Origin of the sequence: Psychrobacter communis (assembly GCF_014836505.1) — a bacterium.
In the GTDB taxonomy this organism is placed as follows: domain Bacteria; phylum Pseudomonadota; class Gammaproteobacteria; order Pseudomonadales; family Moraxellaceae; genus Psychrobacter; species Psychrobacter faecalis.
In genome coordinates, this window is sequence record NZ_JACSQR010000002.1 from 149,745 (window position 1) to 171,604 (window position 21,860).

General features: G+C 43.2%; 15 protein-coding genes. 12 read left to right on the forward strand and 3 right to left on the reverse strand.

Annotated features, from left to right (window positions below; genetic code table 11):
* Positions 1-84 precede the first annotated feature (84 nt).
* Together H9653_RS01590 and glnA are read right to left on the reverse strand one after the other, a co-directional pair.
* Positions 85-918 (reverse strand): DUF4124 domain-containing protein, encoded by an 834-nt coding sequence (locus tag H9653_RS01590; protein ID WP_191689941.1) that lies wholly within the window; start codon positions 916-918, stop codon positions 85-87.
* A gap of 195 nt (positions 919-1,113) precedes the next feature.
* Positions 1,114-2,523, reverse strand: a complete 1,410-nt coding sequence (gene glnA / locus H9653_RS01595) for a type I glutamate--ammonia ligase (protein ID WP_191689943.1) — start codon at positions 2,521-2,523, stop codon at positions 1,114-1,116.
* Positions 2,524-3,189: 666 nt separating this feature from the next.
* On the opposite strand from glnA, the gene H9653_RS01600 reads away from it, so the two are divergent.
* The 5 genes from H9653_RS01600 to H9653_RS01620 all read left to right on the forward strand — a co-directional run bounded on the left by H9653_RS01600 (position 3,190) and on the right by H9653_RS01620 (position 7,647).
* Positions 3,190-3,813, forward strand: coding sequence for an anthranilate synthase component II (locus H9653_RS01600; protein WP_144296405.1), 624 nt, complete (start codon positions 3,190-3,192; stop codon positions 3,811-3,813).
* 121 nt (positions 3,814-3,934) lie between these two features.
* The gene (trpD, locus tag H9653_RS01605; RefSeq protein ID WP_191690051.1) at positions 3,935-5,053 is read left to right on the forward strand and encodes an anthranilate phosphoribosyltransferase; all 1,119 of its coding nucleotides are present in this window, start codon (positions 3,935-3,937) and stop codon (positions 5,051-5,053) included.
* Positions 5,054-5,182: 129 nt separating this feature from the next.
* Positions 5,183-6,070 (forward strand): indole-3-glycerol phosphate synthase TrpC, encoded by an 888-nt coding sequence (gene trpC / locus H9653_RS01610; protein ID WP_191689945.1) that lies wholly within the window; start codon positions 5,183-5,185, stop codon positions 6,068-6,070.
* A gap of 76 nt (positions 6,071-6,146) precedes the next feature.
* Positions 6,147-6,878: a Smr/MutS family protein gene (locus H9653_RS01615; RefSeq protein WP_191689946.1), complete on the forward strand. Its 732-nt coding sequence runs from the start codon at positions 6,147-6,149 to the stop codon at positions 6,876-6,878.
* A 136-nt stretch (positions 6,879-7,014) separates the two neighbouring features.
* Positions 7,015-7,647 (forward strand): DNA-3-methyladenine glycosylase family protein, encoded by a 633-nt coding sequence (locus tag H9653_RS01620; protein ID WP_191689948.1) that lies wholly within the window; start codon positions 7,015-7,017, stop codon positions 7,645-7,647.
* Positions 7,648-7,706: 59 nt separating this feature from the next.
* On the opposite strand, the gene H9653_RS01625 is transcribed toward H9653_RS01620, so the two are convergent.
* On the reverse strand, positions 7,707-9,665 hold the full coding sequence (locus H9653_RS01625; protein ID WP_225211554.1) for a mechanosensitive ion channel family protein: 1,959 nt from the start codon (positions 9,663-9,665) through the stop codon (positions 7,707-7,709).
* Between the two features lie 385 nt (positions 9,666-10,050).
* Here H9653_RS01625 and H9653_RS01630 point away from each other — a divergent pair, with 385 nt between their 5' ends.
* The 7 genes from H9653_RS01630 (at position 10,051) to H9653_RS01660 (ending at position 21,647) form a co-directional block, all read left to right on the forward strand.
* Positions 10,051-11,985: a TonB-dependent receptor plug domain-containing protein gene (locus H9653_RS01630; RefSeq protein WP_191689950.1), complete on the forward strand. Its 1,935-nt coding sequence runs from the start codon at positions 10,051-10,053 to the stop codon at positions 11,983-11,985.
* 316 nt (positions 11,986-12,301) lie between these two features.
* The gene (gene ahcY / locus H9653_RS01635) at positions 12,302-13,726 is read left to right on the forward strand and encodes an adenosylhomocysteinase (RefSeq protein WP_144296236.1); all 1,425 of its coding nucleotides are present in this window, start codon (positions 12,302-12,304) and stop codon (positions 13,724-13,726) included.
* A 13-nt stretch (positions 13,727-13,739) separates the two neighbouring features.
* A complete protein-coding gene (locus H9653_RS01640) occupies positions 13,740-14,588 on the forward strand; it encodes a methylenetetrahydrofolate reductase (RefSeq protein WP_191689952.1) in 849 nt (282 codons plus the stop codon).
* 173 nt (positions 14,589-14,761) lie between these two features.
* A complete protein-coding gene (locus H9653_RS01645; RefSeq protein WP_191689954.1) occupies positions 14,762-15,658 on the forward strand; it encodes a 16S rRNA (uracil(1498)-N(3))-methyltransferase in 897 nt (298 codons plus the stop codon).
* 61 nt (positions 15,659-15,719) lie between these two features.
* On the forward strand, positions 15,720-17,444 hold the full coding sequence (locus tag H9653_RS01650) for a putative bifunctional diguanylate cyclase/phosphodiesterase (protein ID WP_191689956.1): 1,725 nt from the start codon (positions 15,720-15,722) through the stop codon (positions 17,442-17,444).
* A gap of 373 nt (positions 17,445-17,817) precedes the next feature.
* Positions 17,818-19,611, forward strand: a complete 1,794-nt coding sequence (locus H9653_RS01655; protein WP_191689958.1) for an acyl-CoA dehydrogenase C-terminal domain-containing protein — start codon at positions 17,818-17,820, stop codon at positions 19,609-19,611.
* A 251-nt stretch (positions 19,612-19,862) separates the two neighbouring features.
* Positions 19,863-21,647, forward strand: a complete 1,785-nt coding sequence (locus tag H9653_RS01660; RefSeq protein ID WP_144296241.1) for an acyl-CoA dehydrogenase C-terminal domain-containing protein — start codon at positions 19,863-19,865, stop codon at positions 21,645-21,647.
* Positions 21,648-21,860: the final 213 nt, after the last annotated feature.

The window sequence follows — 21,860 nt, forward strand, 5'->3', positions numbered from 1 at the left end:
CAATAAGGGCAGCCACTGATTCAGTGACTGCCCTTACTTTATAGATATATTTTTATTATTAACACTTAATCAAGAGATTCAAGGTTATTTCTTTATCGGTTCTTCAAGGGTCATGGGTTTATCAGCTATTGGCTTATCAACTATGGGCTTAGTAAATGACAACATATTGGGCTGCTTGCCATCTTGACGCAGTTTTAATAACACTTTTTGGTGCCAAGGTAGGCGCTGATACGCCAACAGCTGCTCTGCTAATTTCTTCTTTTTTTGCAAGGTTTGTGTATTTTGAATGACATAAACCGTACGCTCGACCTGTTTTGCTGCCTGCCCTTTTTTATTTTTTATCGCTGCTTTGATGTTATGCGCACCCGGTAGAATATCAACGGTGGCAATCGAAGCGCTCAAGCCCTGCGCCACTTCGTTACCATCTAAGTAAATGCTCACGCTATCGCCTGCTTGTAGGGCTGGTTTTACTTGCACCTTGACATCGATGCTTTGTACCGGACGACGGTATGCCCGCTCTTCGCTAGGCTCTGTTATCGTCAGCTGATAATTAATAGGCGCTTTATTAGCGGTTTTGTCACTGTGGGCGGTGGTACTAGTCGCGTTAGCAGCAGGTGCTTGAGTAGTATTGACAGGCTGATTGTTGGCATTGTTGGTTTGACTAGAACTATTTGCACCCACACTATCGCTGCCAGTCATGACGCTGGTTTGGCTAATTTGTTTGCCAGCTTGCTGTTCGTAGTTTTGCGGACGATCGGTAAAGGTCACTTGACCGGTCTTTTCATCGACAACTTTATAAATAGCAGCGGCATTTGCCATCGGCGCGTAAAGGCTTGCGGTGCTAATAATCAGCCCTGTCAGCAAACTTACCGACAACCCTTTATTTAAAAAAACAGTACTTTTAAATGATGAACTCATAGTCAATCAGCCTAAAGCGATTTGTTATTAATATATAGATGTAACCATTATGCGATATTTTTGCCATTAAATCAGTAATGACTTTACACTAAATTTAACAATTAAACGTCTACTTTAATTGCCCACAAAAAAACCAGCTAAATATAATTTAGCTGGTTTTTCTTATTTAAAACAATTGAGCCTATTAATTATTAATTAGCAGCTATAGTACAAATCAAACTCAACAGGATGCACAGTAATGTTGACACGTTGTACTTCTTCTTGCTTCAGCGCGATGTAAGCTTCTAGCATCTCTTTAGTAAACACATCGCCTTTTAATAAGAACTCATGGTCATCTTTTAACGCTTGTAGGGCCACTTCTAAGTTTTCAGCAACCGTTGGAATGAGTGCTTCTTCTTCTGGCGGTAAGTCATATAAGTTTTTATCAGCGGCTTCGCCTGGATGCATTTTGTTTTGAATACCGTCAAGACCTGCCATCAATAACGCTGCAAACGCCAGGTATGGATTGGCTGCTGGATCAGGGAAACGCGCTTCAACACGTACCGCTTTTGGGCTACTAACGTGTGGAATACGGATAGACGCCGAGCGGTTAGACGCTGAGTACGCAAGCTTGATAGGCGCTTCATAATGCGGCACAAGACGCTTATAGCTGTTGGTCGATGGGTTGGTAATCGCATTTAAAGCACGGGCATGTTTGATAATACCACCGATAAAGTATAGTGCGGTTTCTGACAAGCCGGCATATTCATCACCTGAGAAAGTATTGACGCCGTCTTTTGAGATAGAAATATGCACGTGCATACCAGAACCGTTATCACCAACGATAGGTTTTGGCATAAAGGTGGCGGTTTTGCCAAACTGGTGGGCAACGTTATGGACGGCATACTTTAGCTTTTGTACTTCGTCTGCTTTACGTACTAAAGTATTAAATGCCACGCCAATTTCTAACTGGCAAGGAGTCACTTCATGATGATGGACTTCGATACAACCTTCGCCAATCATATCTTCGATACGCTCGCACATTACCGCACGCATGTCTTGTGAGCTATCAACCGGTGGTACTGGTACATAGCCGCCTTTAACGCGTGGACGATGCCCCATGTTGCCCCACTCATAGGCTTTATTGGTTGACCAAGCGGCTTCTTCAGCGACGATTTCATGGCTGACACCAGACATATCAACCGACCATTTTACTTCGTCAAAAACAAAGAACTCAGGCTCAGGACCAAAAAAAGCGGTATCACCAATACCCGTTGATTTTAAGTATTCTTCGGCCCGACGAGCAATAGAGCGCGGATCACGGTCATAGCCTTGCAGCGTTGATGGCTCGATGATGTCACAAGTCACCACCACAGTAACTGCGTCAAAGAATGGGTCGATAAAGGCAGTTTCTGGGTCAGGGCGCAAAATCATATCTGAGGCTTCGATACCCTTCCAGCCAGCAATCGATGAGCCGTCGAACATTTTGCCATCTTCCATCACTTCTTCATCAACGCTGTGCGCTGGGAAAGTCATGTGTTGCTCTTTGCCGCGGGTATCGGTGAAACGGAAATCGACCCATTTGGCATTGGATGATTCGATAAGATCAAGTAATTTGTTCGACATGGAAAGTTTCCCTTATGGTTAACATGGTAATAAAATTGTAACGTAGTATGAAAATTTTAGACGAAAAGTTTTTTAAAAATTATTTTTTGCTTAAAGCCCAGCTGATTTTCTGGCGTTAAGCTTTAAGTATTTTTATGAGCCAAATAAATGCAGGTGCTATTTTAGCAACATCTGGCCAATAATGCTGAACTCTTCAAATGCATCTTGGTAAATAATATTACATCGCTTTAATAGCGAGCTATTCACACCTATAAGAATTGCAGCTACTATGCCAACTCATCTTCGGGCCATCAAGTTTTTAAAATTTCCAAAGGCTGAAAGTAATAATTATCTACAATAAATACAAACATTTACGTAATATAAATCTTTTATATTAAAGCGTTATTTGCATAGCAATTGCTATGTATAGCTAGCAAACTCAAAGATGAATATATTAAATGACGTCCCATAATAGTGCAAAATTTAGAAAATTTAACTTAGTAATGCACCTTTATAGAGCATTTATTACTATCAGCGTGCAACAGCGCTACGTTTGATAGATAACGAAATAGTGTTAAGATAACAGCGTTTAAAATCGCATCGCTGTTAAACCTATTGAATTAAAGACACTACACTAAGAACACCAAGATTAAGACACTAGGTTAAAGATAATAAGTTGAACAAATGATGATTTTGATGATCGATAATTACGACAGCTTTACCTACAATATTGTACAGTACTTCGGTGAATTGCAGCAGGACATCAGCGTTTGGCACAACGATGAAATCAGTATTGATGAGATTAAAGCACTTGCGCCAGATGCCATTGTTATTGGTCCCGGCCCCTGTGACCCTGACAGTGCTGGTATCTCGCTAGAGGTGATTGCGACCTTTAAAGGCATTATCCCGATATTAGGTATTTGCTTGGGTCATCAGGCAATCGGTCAAGCCTTTGGCGGTAAAGTCGTCAAAGCAAGCGAGGTTATGCATGGGCGGTTATCGGCTATTTATCATAATGGTCAAGGCGCTTTTACCAACTTGCCAAATCCAGCCCAGTTTACCCGTTATCACTCATTGGTGATTGAGCAAGCAAGCTTACCCGACTGCTTTGAAGTTAGCGCTTGGACTCAAAATGCTGATGGCAATATCGAAGAAATCATGGGCATTCGCCACCGCGAGTTTGCGATTGAGGGCGTCCAGTTTCATCCTGAGTCGATTTTAAGCGAAGCGGGTTATCAGCTGCTGAATAATTTTTTACAAATGCATCAGTTAGCAGTTTTATCCTCAGATAATTTACCAAAAGTAGGATAAGTGTTTTAAAAGACGAACCCTATTTTTTAATCCAATGAATGTATTTAAACGACAACTATAAAAGATAATAATAAGTGAGAATATTATGACCGCTGCCGCTATGCAGGACAAAAAATCAATCATGAATCAAGATAAGCAAAACCTGCAAAATGCTGAGAGCATCAATCAGCTGCCAGATGAGAGTATTCATAAGCTTCTGACCACCGCATTAGGCAGGATTTTTCAGAATATTGATTTGACCTTTGACGAGATGTATCAAGTCATGCTCGTCATCATGCAAGGCAGATGCAGCGATGCCATGATGGGTGCGATTTTGACGGGCCTGCGGATGAAAGGCGAATCCATCGACGAGATTACCGCCTCAGCCAGTGCGATGCGTGACTTAGCTGCCAATATTAACCCAAGAGACTGTCGCTACATGGTCGATATCGTCGGTACTGGTGGCGATGGCGCTAACTTATTTAACGTATCCACAGCGGCAGCCTTGGTCGCAGCCGCAGCTGGGGCGCAAGTCGCTAAGCATGGCAACCGCGGCGTTTCAACCAAATCTGGTAGCTCAGACTTACTTGAGCAAGCTGGTATTAGCCTAACCCTGACACCAGAGCAAGCACAGCAGTGTATCGAGAATCAAGGGATTGGCTTTTTATTTGCGCCCAATCATCATAGTGCGATGCGCTACGCCAATCCGGTACGCCGTGAGCTAAAAGCGCGGACGATTTTTAATATCTTAGGTCCACTGACCAACCCTGCTGGCACGCCAAATCTGGTTATCGGCGTCTTTACCGCCCAGTTATGTGAGCCTTTGGCAAAAGTGATGAAAAATCTGGGCGCGCGTCATGTAATGGTGGTCGGTGCCAAAGATGGTTTGGATGAAATCAGTCTTGCAACTTCAACCACGGTAGCCGAGTTAAAAGACGGTGAAATCTCTGTTTATGAGATGATGCCAGAAGATGCGGGCGTTGAGTCACAAACCTTAATTGGGCTTGATGTCGATTCTCCTGCCCAAAGTCTTGAGCTGATTCGTGCCGCTTTATCAGGTGCAGATATTAATGACCGCGCTGTTCTAAAAGCCCGTGATATGATTGCCTTAAATGCCGGTGCTGCGATATATACCGCAGGACTTGCCAGCAACTATCCGAATGGCGTGAGCCGCGCCCAAAAAGTCATTCAAAATGGTGACGCTTTGAGTAAGCTTGATGACTTAGCCAAATATACGCAGCAATTAGCTGACCAAGTTTAATAAGCTAAATGCTTAGAATTAATAAGAAATACGTGGCTCATAACCCTGTTAATCGCAACTATGTGTGCCGCCTTAATTTATTAGCCTAATTGTTACCCTAATTTTTTTACCAAATAACGGAATATAGCCATGACCGCCAAACCAAAATCAGACACCGCGATTCCTTCAGTGTTGCAGCGTATCGTTGCTACCAAGCACGAGGAAGTTGCTGCTGCTCGTGCGGCAGTATCGCTTGAGGCATTAAAATCGCAAGCCACCGCTGATACCCAGCCACGTCGCGGTTTTGCCAATGCTTTACGCAGCGCTGATATTGGTATCATTGCGGAGATTAAAAAAGCCTCGCCGTCTAAAGGTATTATCAATCATAACTTTGAGCCTGCGCTATTTGCCAAGCAATATGAGCAAGCGGGAGCCAGTTGTTTATCAGTACTCACCGACCGTGATTATTTCCAAGGTGATGATAGCTACTTAATCCAAGCGCGCCAATCTTGCAATTTGCCCATATTGCGCAAAGATTTTATGGTAGATATTTATCAGATTTACCAATCTTACTTAATGGGCGCTGATTGTATTTTATTGATTATGGCCTGTCTTGATGAGGCGCAAGTACAAGAGCTGCATGCGCTAAGCATTGAGCTGGGTATGGATGTCTTGATTGAAGTTCATACAGCAGATGAGCTTGAGCGTGCGCTACAGTTGCCACGTTCAGCGCATAATATCTATGGTATTAATAATCGCGATTTAAATACCTTTTATGTCGACTTACAAACGACGCTTGATTTAAAAAACACCCTGCTGCGCGAATTAGCTATCGATGATGCGCTCGCTGCCAATCCTAATGACCGTCTAGAACGGCCGCTTATTGTTACCGAAAGTGGCATTCATAGCAGTCATGATATTCGTTTGATGCTCAATCATGATATTCAGCATTTTTTAATCGGCGAGCAGTTTATGAAGACCGATCATCCCGGACAAGCGTTACAATCCTTACTTGCGAGCGTCGCAGCACAGGCGTAAAGTAAACCACATCTATTTTATGTACGATATAAATTATTAAATCACTCATTCACTCACCAACGATACGTTAATTATTATGTCAAACTCTCTGTTTTCAAAAGAAATGCAAGACCAATTAAAAGAGCTTAAAGGGCAACTGAGTAAAGGTCGCGATACCAATTCACCAGAAGGTGAAAATGAAAAGCCAACCGAACCTGTCTCACTCTTGACCCAAAAACAAGTCAAAAAAACGGTCAAGCAATTAGATAGCGAACATATCGACGACGATAAAGTGCTATTTATGCAAGCGATGCATGGCGTCAACCAGCTAAAAGACAAAAACGTGCGCACACCTGCCAACGCCTCTAAAGCAGGTAAGCCTGACGCTGCAACGCTTTCAAAACGTGCGGCTGCTCAAGGGAGCGAAGCTGGTGATTTGGGCGCAGGCTTGTCAGATATGCAAGCGCTATTAAACCCTGTCGCCGGCGAAGCTTATTTGTCTTATAAGCAGCCGACCTTACAAAACAAAATCTTTGATCAGCTTAAAAAAGGTAAGCTACGCTGGTATGATGCGGTAGACATCCATGGTTGCACCATTGAAGAAGCGCGCGATGCAATGACCCAACTGCTCAGCCAAGCCAAGCAAAACAATGAAACTGTGGTAAAAATCGTCCATGGTAAAGGTTCTGAGGCTATTTTAAAAACCTGCGTCAATGGTTGGTTACGTCAACTGCCAGAAGTACTGGCATTTTGCTCGGCTGCGCCGAAAGATGGTGGCAATGGTGCGGTACTGGTACTACTTAAAAAGACCAAAACCGATAAAGAATAAAATTATAGTTCGAAAAAAAAGGACTGCCATGACGCAGTCCTTTTTTATATCAAAGATTTACCCTCTCGTTTTGTAGTCGCGCTTTGATAAACCTTCCTATCATTTTGCTGCATATTTTTTAGTAAGTGATTTCTCTATGAATATACAAATCATCGAAAATAAACAAGCATTAAAAGCACATATCAACGCTTTGATTGCTCTCGAACCAAGATTTGCGCCTGTTTATGAGCAAGTGGGTGTGCCTGATTTACGCAATAACGCGGGCGGCTTTACGCAAATAATGAGAGCGATGGTTGGACAGCAGTTATCAGTCGCGGCGGCGGCCAGTATATGGCAACGCTTGGTGGATAAAGGATTAACAACACCGATGGCGATTCGTGTAGCGACAGACGAGGATTTACGGGCGCAGGGGCTCTCTAAGCAAAAAATTCGTTATACGCGCTCTTTGGTCGAGCACGATATAGATTTTGCTGCCTTAACAACCCTACCCGACGACGACGTTATCGATACCCTGACTGCTGTTATCGGTATTGGACGCTGGACAGCCGAGATGTATCTGCTATTTTCGTTACAGCGCGCTGACGTGCTGGCAGTTGATGATCTAGCCATTAAAGTTGCAGCGATGGAATTATTAAATTTAGAAGAGCGCCCAACGCCAAAACAATTAAAAAACCTGACCCAAGATTGGTCACCGCACCGTAGCGCTGCCAGCTTATTGTTATGGCAATATTATGGTTTTTTACGTCAAAAAACTGCTATCCCTTTATAAGCCATAGCTTTATAAATAAAACGTTCAATAAACCTTAAGCAAAATAACCACACAAAATATTAAGGCTGATTCCATATAGAAAAACCAAATTTCTTTTTGGCGTGTTTAAACTGACCTTTTTTTAACAGACGATGTTTATGCTTTTGTAGTTTTTGCTTTTTAGTGGTGTCTTTTCGAGCCTCTTTCTCACTCGTCGCACTGTCAGCGTTTTTATTTAAATCAAGCGCCTTTTGCTCATCAGCATTGTCGTTATTGGCATCAGTGTCTGCTTCACTCGCATCGCTTGCGTCCACTGCTTCGTTTATCGAATCATCGGTCACGGTTTCTAGCTGAGCTTGTGGCTCAAGCTCGGCTTGATTGACAATCAGCTGCTGCGTTGGCAGCGCATGCTCGACATCGTATTTTTTCACCAGGGTCAACACATCGACCAACAAGTCATCTTGCTTGCGATAAAACTCTATCGAATCGACAGCATTAATATAAGCGCGCAGTTGAATGACGTAGCAGTCTTGGCGCAGCTCTGAAATATTGGCCTGATTCCACTCCTGATTGGTCAGCTCGTGCTCGTCCAAAAATTGATCTAATTTTTTGACCATCTTGAAGACCACATCAATATCCGCATTGCGTTTGATATATAAGTTATGCAAAAAGTGAAACATATCCCGTGAGGTATAGTTTTCAATTTGCATCGATGAGAAGTCACTGTTAGGTACCGTCACAATCGTCCGGTTCAGCGTGCGCACCCGTGATGAACGAATACCAATATCAATCACCGTACCTGCTTGGTTGCCGAAGCTACAATAGTCGCCGATGCGTACTGGCGAATCTGCCACCACCACCACACTGCCGACCAAGTTCTCAATCGTCTTTTGCGCACCTAGTGCCAAGGCTAAACCACCGACCCCTAATGCGGCAATCCCTGTGGTCAAATCAAATCCTAAATTCCCAAAAATGACAATAACGGCAAAGATTAATAATAGCGCTTTGACCACCTTGCGCATCAAACCCAAGATAGAAACTCGCTCGGTATAGTTTTTCTTATAACTTAAATTGACCGCGCGGGTAAATATCGAATCAATAACACGCAGTAATAGCCATGTCGTCGCTACCCAAGAGGCAATGTCGGTAAAGCGCTTAATCGGTTCACGCAGTGTCACTGATATACCAGCATAAACCATGACCTCGGCCAATATCAGCGCCGTGATAACGACGGTCAGTGGCAATATCACATTATTAGGTAAAGGTAACGTCTCACCTCGTAGGCGAGGATAAATCAGTTTTAATAAATAATAGAGCAGCCAAACCACGATGTAAGTGAAGATAAAACTACTGACTATAATGGCTAATGCCGCCAATATATCAGAAATCTGATAACCAAATAGCTTTTTACCATCTAATGAGTCAATGGTGTAGCGCGAAACCAGCGTCGGCTGATAATTCTCTATCACTTCTGGTATCGAGCTTAGGGTATCGTTTGAAAACTGCCAATATTGCTCGCCTTGCTTAGAGGCTACTCTTTCGAGCACCAGCGGCACGCTCTTATCACCGACATTAATCACGCCGACGTTTTCTTGGCTTGGCGGTAGCTGATCGCTTAAATTTCCCTCAGGCGTATTGTTAATTTGCAAATCAGGCTGAAACCGCCCGCCCGCATCGAGTGCTTGCTTAAATTGGCGCACCACAGTGGTGGGATTATCAGACTTGGATAAATTTAGATAATTACTGGCCAGCAGATAGTCGTTATCGCCCAATGCTTTAATAAAGCCTTGTACAGTATGGCGCGGCGTGTCACGTCCGAAAGAATCAGGGGTCGAAGTGTTGGCCACCTCTTCAGTTTGACCACCCACGCCCAATATACTGGCTTCGGCAGCAAGCGCACCATGTGAAAAAATGACGCTTAATGCACTCACTATCATCGCAAATAAAAACACCGTTATCATGAGCGGCGTTTTTGTTTTTAAAGATGTAAATGATGAAGATGTCGCAGTACGAGCACTCAGATGACGCTGAATAGACAAAACAAACCTCTTAACTTTATGAATGGCAGCACAAAAAAATAAATGAAATTTGCCACTATAATAGCAATTATTAATCACAGCAATGCGTTTGATTGAATGTTTTTATTACTGTTTAAAATAGGGCTTGCCTTTACAGATGATACTTATTTAAAAGCCTAAAAAACACTGGAAATAGCTAAACAACCCAGATAAACCTCAACCATCATGAGCACCACTCAGCGTATGCTGAATAAATATTAGGACAAAGTAGTTTATAAATGTGCTGGTTTTATAGATAATAACCTTATGTAATATTCGTATTATTTTTTGTAACTTTTTACTTTTAGACTTTCACTTCTGTAACTTTTTAATTTGTTCAATTTGTCATTCAACTTTGGAATTCAATATGGCTTTATCACGTTCATCTTCGACTACCTATCTGCGGTTGTGTATCTTAAGTGCGTTAGGCGGATTTGCTATTAGTGCCACAGCTGCGACTGGTGATAGTAGCGTTATCAATCGCAGCGAGTTGCCACAAGTTGAGCTTGATAAAATTGTCGTGACGGCGACGCGGACGCCAACTAAGACCAGTAATGTCATTGCCCAAACTCGGGTGATTGATAAGGAAGAGTTGCAGCGTTTTAAGGGACAAACAGCATTAGAAGTGATCAAGCGTCAGCCAGGTTTTAGCATCAAGCAAGATGGCGGTATGAGTAGTAGCAGTAACTTTTATGTACGCGGTTATGATAGCAAACGTATACTAATATTGATTGATGGCGTACGTTATGGTTCGATGTCAACCGGTCAGCCTGCTCTAGCTTTATTGCCGACAGATCAAATTGATCGTATTGAAATTTTATACGGCGCTTCGGGCTCTAGTATTTATGGCTCTGATGCGATGGGCGGCGTTGTCCAAATTTTTACCAAAGGCACTGATGTTAAACAAACCAATTTCTCAGCCACTGCTGGCGTTGGTTCAAATGATCATTACGTTTACGGTGCTACTGCACAGTTTGCAAATGCTCAGGGCGGTAAACTCAGCCTATCGGCTAGTCGCAACCAAACTAAGGGTATTAGCGCCCTTGAATACCAAACTGGTAATAATAGAGATGATGATGGTTTTAAAAGCAATAACTTTTCCCTTAATACTAGCATTCCTCTAACACAAAATATCAGCATTGGTGCAACAGGTCTTTTTGCTAAATCAACGACTGAATTCGATGATTTTAATAATAGCGCTGATGCAGAAATCGAGCAAGAAAATGGTGCCGTGTCCGCATTTTCACAATACGAAAACGATAAGCTGAGATTACGCTTAACGGCAGGTCAGAGTTTGGATAAGTTGGATAATAAGGTAGGTGATGAATTTGAAACGAAACAAAAACAGGTTAATTTGTTAAGCACCTATCAGTTACCTATAGGACAAGTACAGGCTGGTGGTGAATGGCTAAAGCAAGGAGTAGACATTAATGATAAAACACCAGCTAACGGGGTCGATAGCTATAAAATCGATGAACGTAAAGTAAAGAGTGGTTTTTTGGGCTATCAAGTTAATGAGAGTAGACATGATTTTCAAGCGAATGTACGTTTTGATGATAACTCTCAATTTGATGATGAAACCACGTTTGGTCTAGGCTATGCTTTTAAACTAATACCTAACCTGCGTATTGGTACAAGCTTCGCTACAGGATATAGAGCACCTTCTTTAAATGACTTATACGTTGAAAGCTCATATTATGTACCGAATGAGGATTTAAAAGTTGAGAAAAGCAAAAATATAGAGTTATTTGTTGAATCAAACACCAATTTTCAAAATACACGGTTAACTGGCTTTAGTGGTGATGTTGATAATCTCATTAATAATGAATTTGACGAAGCTACGGGGAAATACCAAGCACGTAACGTAGCTGAAGCTAAACTATCAGGCTATAGTTTCACCTCAGACTGGCAATTAAGTAATGTTCTATTTGGTGGACATTATACGTATACAAATGCCGAAAATCGCTCAGAAGTCAATAAAGGTAAACAGTTAGTATTTCATCCTGAAGATACTGGGCTTATTTACGTAGGTTATCAAGCAACTGATTTTGATATTCGTACTGAAGCTGAATATGTTGGCAAGACGTATAACTCAGCAGACAATAGTACTTTTATGGATGACTATACACTAATTAACATTAGTGGTAATTATTACCTTAGCCCAAACCTAACATGGACAAGCCGTATCAACAACTTAACTAACGTAGATTATTCAACTAATGAAATTTTTGGAGAATATGGTTCACGTTATAACCAAGATGGTATTAATTTCTTCACCTCACTAACTTATAACTGGTTTTAAAAACATTTAGCGTCACCATCCAGCATTTATATAAACAAAGAAAAGGGCATCAATCGATGGCCTTTTTTTATGACGTAAGCACTTACGATTTTCCGCAGCCAATAGGTGACAAATTAATCCTCATCAATTACAATAACGACCTCCGAGAGGTGTTGCGCCATAATCATCGATTACTGCAATTAAGCTTTATTGCTTTGCAAATCATTTATTATGTTAGGCTCGGTTAACTGTTTATGACCATTTTTGGTTATGAACAGCGCAAATAACGGCACCTGCGTTTTTATTCTTTTTATCTATTAACTGATAGGAGCATATTATGGACGCAGTGTCTAACACCCCATCTGCCCATACGATCGATCCCTCTTTCACTGACTATAAAGTCGCCGACATTAGCCTTGCTGATTACGGTCGCCGTGAAATCACCCTAGCTGAAGCCGAAATGCCTGCCCTGATGGGTTTACGTCGTCGCTACGAAGCCGACCAGCCGCTTAAAGGCGCAAAAATCGCTGGCTGTATCCACATGACTATTCAGACGGCTGTCCTCATCGAGACGCTTGTCGCGCTAGGTGCAGAAGTACGCTGGACCTCATGTAACATCTTCTCAACCCAAGACCATGCTGCGGCAGCAATTGCTGCTGCTGGTATCTCTGTTTATGCTTGGAAAGGCGAAACCGAAGAAGAGTACGAGTGGTGCTTGCGTCAACAAATTCACGTTGGCGGTGAAGAGTCCGGTCAGCTTTGGGATGCAAACTTAATCTTGGACGACGGCGGTGATTTGACTGCTTTGATTCATAATGATTATGCCCAAATGCTTGATAATATCCATGGTATCTCCGAAGAAACTACTACAGGTGTCCATCGTTTGGTTGAAATGCTGGGTAAAGGTACGCTAAAAGTACCGGCTATCAACGTCAACGATGCGGTTACCAAGTCTAAAAATGACAACAAATACGGCTGCCGTCATAGCTTAAATGACGCCATCAAACGTGCTACCGATATGTTCCTTGCCGGTCGCCGCGCTTTAGTCATCGGTTATGGCGATGTGGGTAAAGGCTCTACCCAAAGCTTACGTCAAGAAGGCATGATTGTCCGTGTATCAGAAGTTGATCCTATCTGTGCTATGCAAGCCTGTATGGACGGCTATGAAGTATTGTCACCTTATATCAATGGCGATAACACTGGCGGCGCAGAAAACATCAACACTCGTCTATTAGAAGATACTGACTTAATTGTTACCACTACCGGTAACTATCACGTTTGTGACAAACATATGTTAGCCGCCCTAAAACCGGGTGCGGTCGTCTGTAATATCGGTCACTTCGATACCGAAATTGATACGCAATTTATGCGTGACAATTGGCGCTGGGTTGAGATTAAGCCACAAGTGCATCAAGTGTTCCGCTCGGATGACGAAAACGATTATTTGATTTTGCTTGCTGAAGGTCGCTTGGTGAACTTAGGTAATGCTACTGGTCACCCATCGCGCGTGATGGATGGCTCATTCGCTAACCAAGTATTGGCACAAATGTACTTGTTTGAAGAAAAATTCGCTGAGCTGCCAGTCGATGAGCGCTTTGATAATTTATACGTTAAAGTGTTACCGAAAAAACTTGACGAAGAAGTTGCGGCGGCAATGGTTGCAGGCTTTAACGGTACATTGACGAAACTGACTGAAAAACAAGCCGAGTATCTAGGCGTACCTGTCGAAGGTCCGTTTAAGCCTGACGCTTATAAATACTAATAGGAGTCAGACTGTGACTAAGCCTACTTTTTCCTTCGAGTTTTTCCCAGCCAAAACCGAGCAAGGCCATGAAAAACTCCTCAGCACTTATGATGAGTTAAATAAGCTATCACCTGCGTATTTTTCGGTGACCTATGGGGCTGGCGGTTCAACCCGTGGCCGCACGCTTGATATCGTGCAAGCGTTGTGTGCGCGCGGTGACACGGATATTGCGCCGCATATGTCTTGTATTGGTGATGACAAAAGTCAAATCGCTGAACTACTCGATCTTTATAAAAGTTTGGGCATCACACGCTTGGTTGCCTTGCGTGGTGATTTACCGTCAGGTCAGGTCGGTATGGGAGAACTGCCGTTTGCCTTAGACTTAGTAAAGTTTATCCGCGAATATTCAGGCGATCACTTCCGTATCGAGGTCGCAGCCTACCCTGAGATGCATCCGCAAGCACGTAGCTTTGAATTTGATGTCGACAATTTGGTGAATAAATATCAAGCGGGCGCCAATGCGTCGATTACCCAGTTTTTCTATAATGCCGATAGCTATTTATATCTGCGTGATACCTTAGAAAAACGCGGTATTGACACGGTAGCGCAGCCTTTGGTCGCTGGCATCATGCCGATTACCAACTCAAGCAATCTCGTACGCTTTGCTGATAGCTGTGGCGCTGATATCCCACGTTACGTGCGTAAGCGCTTGGCAGATTTTGGCGATGACCGTACTGCTATCCGAGAGTTCGGCTTTGATGTCGTTTATCGTTTGTGTGAGCGTCTAATCTCTGAGGGCGTACCTGCCATGCATTTTTATAGCATGAATAAGGTTGAGCCAAATAAACGCTTAGTCGAAGCTTTAGGCTTGATTGCTTAAATATTTATCGAATGTATTGCTGAATGACTGGCGTTCTTAGGGGCGCCGGTCTTTTTTGGTATGGGAATTGCATTTATGCCAATTCTACTTATGACAATCCCTTTACCCACCCAAATGATATTCTGCTAAGATATTGAAAAATATCATGACTCCCATTATAGGAATAAGTAATTTTGCGACGTTTCTTTTATGCCACCAGTAGCGATAGCAGTGATAAAAATGCCCCAACCTGGCCACAACTGAGCACCTTAGCTATCGGTGCTAACGTCGAGTTGACCGAAAGTATTGTCCATCATTGGTGCCGTGTACTGCGCGCCAATAACGGCGACACAGGTATTTTATTTGACGGTTTTGGCGGTGAATATCAGGTACAGCTGAATAGCATCAGTAAAAAACAGGCCACTGCGACGTTATTATCACACCTAGAAACTGACCGTAACGTCGCTATCTTAACTAAAATCGGACTGGTGATGAGTCGCGGCGAGCGCATGGATTACGCCATTCAAAAATCCACTGAGCTTGGTGTCACTGCTATTCAACTATTGAGTAGCCATCACGGTGAGGTCAACCTAAAACCTGCGCAAGTGGAGAAAAAACTGGCACATTGGCAGCAAGTGGCGATTGCTGCCTGTGAGCAATGCGGCCTTAATCGCCCGCCCCTTATTATCGCGCCATTATCGATTGATGACTGGCTGTCAAATATAGCGGCCAACGAAAATGATAACGACAAAGAGATGGCAGTTAGCCCAATCGTCGCTGAGCTAAGTAAGGATGCCTATTATCAAGCATTACAGCAACCAGCAGATTTACGTCTGCAGCTAAGCGTGCCAGCATCAGGACAGCCGCTGATGCCTGAGGCGCTGCCCGTCGTTTTGAAACAACAGGCGCCTTATATTGAATTACTAATCGGACCTGAGGGCGGGCTCAGCGCTGATGAGTGCGCCAAAGCTGCTGACGTTGGTTTTGCACCGTGGCAAATTGGACCTAGGGTGCTGCGTACCGAAACTGCGCCTGTCGTTGCCCTAGCGACATTGGCTTCGTTGGCAACCCTGCACACCTTACATATGTAGGCATCAAATTGCCATCGCTACATCGCCATTTATTATTCAATTTGATGTTATGAGTCCTATTATGACCGATTTTACCCCTATGCCAATATCGGATAAACAGCAATTATTGGTCAAGCTGTGCGAGCAATTTGAAGACGCTATCTTTATATTGGACGACAAACTGCGCTATCTATCCGTTAATGCGAACTATGAGCTGATGCTTGGCTATACAGAAAAATTTTTGCTTGGCCGTCCGCTTGGTATCTATGCAGCCGAGTTTTTGTCTGAAGAAGAGCAAGGTGTGCTTAGAAATCTGATTAACAGTTTAGACAGTACAGGATTTTGTGAAATTGATTTTTCGATGGCAAATCGCTATGGCGAAATACTTGACTGTCATATCACCTATCGCAAAATTTACTTAGAAGACACCCCTTATTACGTTGGTACCATACGTAATATGGCGACGCTGGCTAAAAACAGAAAAAAGGTCGCCCATCTGTTAAATTATGACCAGCTAACTGGACTGCCAAACCGTAAAGTATTTTTAAGTCAAACCAGTGAGTTGTTAATAGAAAGCTACCAAGAAGTGGTGGTCGTGCGTTTTAACATTGACCGTTATCGCAACCTTGCTATCTTATTGGGACCAGATGGCATCAACAAACTGGTAGAAAGTTTTGTCTTACGTATCACCGAGTTGGAGCTGGATAATTTACGCTGTTTTTCCCATTTTGGCGGTGACGACTTTGCTTTATTATTCGAATGTAATGATGCCAACATGGTGCGCCATCAATTAGACAGTTTAATGCAAATGTGCGAGCGCCCTTTTTTCTTAAATGACAGTGTGGCAAAAGAAGCACAAGTCTATTGTCATATCTCGGTTGGGGTCAGCTATTTTCCTGAAAATGGCAATGAGTTCATCGGCTTATTGACCAAGGCTGAAAAAGCCTTGAATTACGTCAAGCAGCAAGGCGGCGATGATGTCTGTTGGTATCATAAATCGATTAACGAGAAGAATGCACACGATATACAGTTAGAGTCTGAGCTTAGGACGGCCAGCAACGAATGTCAATTTGTGCCGTATTACCAACCAAAATTCGCCTTAGATACGGGTGTGATTAGCGGTTTTGAGGCGTTGGTGCGCTGGCAACATCCTACTCGCGGCTTACTAAGACCCGCCGATTTTATGGATGCCATCATTTCTCATAAATTATCGTTTGAGCTGTTTTCACAAATGGCGAACCAAATTGCCAAGCAATTGACCGTTTGGCAAGATTTGGGCTTTGAGCAGCACATCTGTATCAACGCCGATGCGGCCGAGTTTAGCCATCCTGATTTTTTTGTCTTGGTCAGTAACTTGTTAGACAGCCATAAACTTGCCGCTCACCAACTGCACATAGAGGTGACCGAATCTTCATTGATACAGCGCCATGCCAATGTCAAAAAACAACTGGATTTACTTAAAGAACTTGGCATCTGTCTGGCGCTCGATGACTTTGGTACAGGTTTTGCCTCGTTAAGCTATTTACAAGAATATCCGTTTGATTTTATTAAAATTGACAAAAGCTTTATCTCTAAGATTACCAATGACCGTACGCAGCGCGCCATTGTTAAAGCAATTTTGGATTTAGCAGAAGCGCTTGATATGCACGTTATCGCCGAAGGTATTGAAAACGAGCAGCAACGTGATTTATTGCTTAGTATGGGTTGTCAGTACGGTCAAGGTTATTGGTTTGGTAAACCGATGACGGCGGACGAGGCAACTAAGATGCTTACGCAGCAACATTTGTCTAAAAATGACCGTCCTTAGGATTATTTATCAAAGCGAGATTTATTAAAGTGATATTGTTTGAATTTTTCTACTCTTATTGTTAAATAATGCTTAAGTTTTTGGCGTATAAGCTCGATGATATATAGGATGCAATACAGGTTGATGACTTATCAGTATTGTCACCAAACTTGTATATTTGTCAGTGAACGCCTATCTTTTACCAAGAATTTACGAATACAATCATAATTCTTTTTCACTCTTCTCAATTTATTTCATATGATCGGTGTTGTTGTCCGTTATTGATACAGACAAACCCTTTAACAGTAAACAGTTGGCAACTCAGACTATTCATAATAGTCGATGACAGTTGCTGTTTTACTGCCGGTCGCATCCTAAAAAAGGACAGGAAGTTATGCAATATAAAGCGCCCCTACGTGATATCCAATTCGTGATGCATGAGTTACTTGACAGCGAAAGTCACTACAAAACCTTACCTGCGTTCCAAGAAGCGGATCGTGAGTTGATGGACAGTCTGTTTGAGATGGCGGCAAGCTTTGCGGAAAATGAGCTGTCTCCATTAAACCAAAGCGGCGACGCGGAAGGCTGTCATTTTGACAACGGTACTGTCACTACGCCAAAAGGTTTTAAAGAAGCTTATAAAGCCTACTGCGAGCTTGGCTTCCCAGCCTTGTCTGCTGAAGAGGCATTCGGCGGTCAAAACATGCCGTTCTCATTATCAACAGTTATCAATGAGATGGTTGGCACGGCGAACTGGTCATTTTCTATGTATCCTGGCCTATCACATGGCGCGATTCAAACCATCGAGCACCATGGTACTGAAGAGCAAAAACAAACTTACCTTGAAAAAATGGTCACCGGCGAATGGTCAGGTACTATGTGTTTGACTGAAGCGCATGCGGGTTCTGACTTAGGTATTATTCGCACCAAAGCTGAGCCAAACGATGACGGCACTTATAGCATCACTGGTCAAAAAATCTTTATCTCAGCGGGCGAGCATGACCTAACTGACAATATTATCCATATCTGTTTGGCTCGTTTACCAGGCGCGCCTGCTGGCACCAAAGGCATCTCGCTGTTTATCGTGCCTAAAGTCATGGTCAACGCAGACAGCAGCCTTGGTGAAAACAACAACGTCGTTTGTGGTTCTATCGAGCACAAAATGGGTATCAAAGCGTCAGCGACTTGCGTGATGAACTTTGATGGCGCCACTGGTTATTTGATTGGCCCAGAAAACCGCGGTCTACAGTGTATGTTTACCTTTATGAACGTGGCCCGTATCGGTACCGCCGTTCAAGGTTTAACGGCAGCAGAGTATGCGTTCCAAGGCTCATTAACCTATGCCAAAGACCGCTTAGCGATGCGCTCACTATCAGGTGCTAAAGCACCAGAAAAAGTCGCTGATCCTATCATCGTTCACCCAGCCGTTCGTAACATGCTATTGACCGAAAAAGCCTTTGCTGAAGGCGGTCGTGCCCTCGTTTATTACCTCTCACACTTTGCGGATACTGTAGCAAAAGGCGAAGGCGATGATCTTAAATTTGCTGACCAAATGCTGTCACTATTGACACCGATTGCTAAAGCATTCTTGACTGAAACTGGTCTAGAGGCGGCTAACCATGGCGTACAGGTTTATGGCGGTCACGGCTTTATCAGTGAGTGGGGCATGGAGCAAAACGTCCGTGATACCCGTATTGCTTGCCTCTACGAAGGTACCACTGAAATCCAAGCGCTTGACCTACTCGGCCGTAAAGTATTGGGCTCACAAGGTAAAATGCTTGCCAACTTTGTCAAAGTCATCCAAACTTTCTGCGAAGAGAACAAAGACAACGATCAAATGGGTCAATTTATCCGCCCACTTGCCAAACACGTCAAAGAATGGGGCGATTTGACCGCGCGTATCGGTATGCAAGCGACTGAAAACCCAGATGCGGTTGGCGGTGCAGCAGTTGACTACTTATACTTCAGCGGTTATGTCACATTAGCTTATTTATGGGCGCGTATGGCCTTGGTTGCGCAAACTGCATTGGCGGACGGTACTGGCGAAAAAGCCTTTTACGATGCCAAAATCAAAACCGCGCAATTCTACTTTGCAAAATTATTGCCACGTACCACCACGCACGTACAGCGCATCAGCACTGGTGTTGAGCCGTACATGACCATGGACGTTGATCAATTTGCGTTTTAACTTATAGAACGTTGCAAGTGTAGTATCTATTTTAACAAGCAGTTCCTATCGGCAACATACTTAGGTGTGTTGCCGATTTTCTTAGCGGCTTTATTGCTAATAGTTTTTGGTGGACGCACAATTCACGAAGAAAACCACCCGTCGTTACGCTAATTTGCTAAACTTTAACTATCTATGTTTAAGCTGCACTCACAAGAAAATTGAACGCTTTGCCCTACTCACTTTTATTTATTTAAACCAAAGGAATGTTTATGGCTGTTTATAATGCCCCCCTTAACGACATGCGCTTTATCCTAAACGACGTATTTAAGGCGCCTGAATTTTGGCAAAACAACGAAAACCTTGCTCATGTCGATATGGAAACTGTCGATATGATTTTGGAAGAAATGGCAAAATTGTCAAAAAACGTCTTATTACCTATCAATCGTAGCGGTGATGAAGAAGGCGCAACCTTTGAAGGTAATGGCGTTGTCACCACCCCTACTGGCTTTAAAGACGCCTATAAGCAGTATGCCGAATCAGGTTGGGTTGGCTTAAGTGGTAACTCTGAGTACGGCGGTCAAGGTTTCCCAAAAATGGTCACTATGTTGACCGAAGAGATGGTATTTACCGCCAACCAGTCATTTGCTCTATATCCAAACCTAACCGTAGGCGCAACGCTTTGCTTAAATGCGGCGGCGTCTGAAGAGCAAAAGCAAACTTACTTAGAGAAAATGTACAACGGTGAATGGTCGGGTACTATGTGCTTGACTGAGCCGCATGCTGGTACTGACTTAGGTATTATCAAAACCAAAGCCGTGCCAAACGACGATGGTAGCTATAACATCTCTGGTACCAAAATCTTTATCACCGGCGGTGAGCACGACCTCACAGAAAATATCATTCATTTGGTATTGGCAAAAACCCCAAATGCGCCAGAAGGCTCAAAAGGCATTTCGCTGTTTGTGGTACCAAAATTCTTGGTTAATGAAGATGGTAGCTTAGGCGAGCGCAACACTTTAGCAGTTGGCTCTATTGAGCACAAAATGGGCATCAAAGCCTCTGCCACTTGTGTGATGAACTTTGACAACGCCAAAGGCTGGATGGTTGGTGCAGAAAATACCGGTCTGTCTTCAATGTTCATTATGATGAACTATGAGCGCGTAACCATGGGTCTACAGGGCCTAGGTGGTTCTGAGCTTGCTTATCAAAACGCTGCTTTATATGCTAATGACCGAGGTCAAGGCCGTAGCGACACGCAAATTCAAAGCCCAGAAAAACCAGCCGATGCCATCATTCATCATGCCGATGTACGTCGCATGCTGTTAAATGCTAAAGCCAATACTGAAGCGTCACGTTGTTTTGCGATGTATGTTGCCAAAAACCTTGATCAAGAGAAATTTAGTACCGATCCTGAGGCCGCTCAAGCAGCAGCAGCGCGCGTTGCCCTCCTGACGCCAGTTGCTAAAGCGTTCTTGACCGATAAAGCATTAGAAGCGACCATTGATTGCCAGCAAGTATTTGGCGGTCACGGCTATATCCGCGAATGGGGTATGGAGCAAATCGTTCGTGATACTCGTATTGCCCAGATTTATGAAGGCACCAACGGTATTCAAGCGCTTGACCTATTAGGTCGTAAAGTGGCGAAAAATAATGGCAAATACGTCACTCATTTCTTAGGTGAGATTCGTGACTTTGTCAATAATATGCAAGCAGATCATGGTATTAAGCAAGCAACGCTAAACGCTGCTGATACGATTGAAGAGTTAACCACCACGGTACTTAGCAATATTGGCGCACGTAAGAGTGAAATTAATGGCTGTGCCGTTGATTACATGCATGCGTTTGGCTACCTTGCCTACTCGTATATGTTTGCACTCATGGTCGAAGCTGCGAATGGTAAAGAAGGTGAGTTCTACACCAATAAAGCCAAGCTTGCCGATTATTTCGTCGGTCGTATCTTGCCACGCATCGACGCTCACGCGCAGATGGTAAAAGCTGGCAGTGATCCAATGATGAACTTTGATCTTAGTTACTTTGATGTACCTGCTAGCTAATTGTTTACTTTTATAATAAAGTAAGCCATACCGTACAACAATAAAAGGGACAGTCACGCTACTGTCCCTTTTTTTTCCAAAATATTGTGGCAGCCATTAAAGAAATTAGACGAATTAAAGAAATACGAGAAATCAGCATATTAAAGGTCAGAATAACTGCTAACAAAATAATTAAGCGCCGAGAGATAGTTACGATTAAAATAACGCAGAGCT